Annotated in this window: 2 protein-coding genes; both read right to left on the bottom strand. The window is 43.1% G+C overall.

Translation table 11 applies throughout. From position 1 onward, the window contains the following. The coding region (recO, locus tag GMD1S_RS10445) for a DNA repair protein RecO (protein ID WP_000616148.1) at nt 1-761 on the bottom strand (761 nt) is incomplete at its 3' end. Beyond that, nucleotides 758-1,030, bottom strand: a 273-nt coding sequence (locus GMD1S_RS10440) for an aminotransferase class I/II-fold pyridoxal phosphate-dependent enzyme (RefSeq protein ID WP_000305006.1), incomplete at its 5' end; no start/stop codon positions are given. The genes recO and GMD1S_RS10440, both read right to left, overlap by 4 nt.

Below are 1,030 nucleotides of genomic sequence, written 5' to 3'. Positions count from 1 at the left end.
TCCTCTTTTAGTAATTGTCCCCAGTCTGCTAGGGAATCAATAAATTTCTTTGATTTAAGGTGAATCCCAACGTACTCTTCGTAGAGTTGATCCATAAATTGGCGTAGCTCTTGCTTGATTTCAGACTTGAGCGAAATGGTCTCCAAGGTCTCAAAATCAATGGCTTGAAATTGATTGAGCAAATAAGGGATGTTGGGATTTAAATGGCAACGTTTCTCGTCCTCATGATAATGATCTGGACAGAGGCAAGCTCCATATTTGAAAGAAAAGTCAAAGGCCTGACCAACCCGATGGCAAAAGACACACTCATTAAAATTAAGGCTAATCCCAAATCGGTTCAAGATTTGAATTTCAAAAATATTGGTCAAAACCTGATAATCTAAACCCTCTTCCATCAACTCTAGAGTCTTTCTCAAGAAGGCAAACAAGGGAGCATCCTGCTGATTATCCTGCAAACTAGCATCTGCAAGAGCCGCCACATAAGTCGCATAAGCCATGACAAAGAGGTCGCTATTGATTTTGGGAAAGGTCATCACCTCATGGTAGTCCTCGATGTAGCTAAGGCCGTCATCATTGATTCGCAAGAGAAATCGTGCCAACACCAAGGGCTGAATAACAGGAGCTAGTTTGGATTGACCAGCGTGTTTGACGAAAAACATGCGCTTCCCAGCCTGCTCGGTGAAGATTTTGACGAGCTTATCATCCTCCCGAAAGTTACGATTGTAGAGTACGAGACCTTGACTCGTTATAGACTGGATCATGCTTCTCTCATGTACTCCTCAAGTCGTTTCATGGCCTCCCTGATTGTTTCCATGCTGGCTGCATAAGAAATGCGAACATAGCCTTCTCCGTAACGCCCAAAGGCAGCACCAGGGATAAAGGCAACAGCCTTCTTCTGGGCAAAATCCTTGAGAAAAGCAAAGGAGTCTTGATTGTAACCTGCTGGAATCTTAGCAAAGATATAGAAGGCCCCATCTGGTTTGATAATCTCAAAACCAAGAGCAGTCATCTTTTCGATGATATAATCTCG

Origin of the sequence: Streptococcus sp. GMD1S (assembly GCF_000296875.1) — a bacterium.
Lineage (GTDB): Bacteria > Bacillota > Bacilli > Lactobacillales > Streptococcaceae > Streptococcus.
Note: the sequence above shows the minus strand (reverse complement) of the source record. Positions and strands in the feature narration are given on the sequence as shown.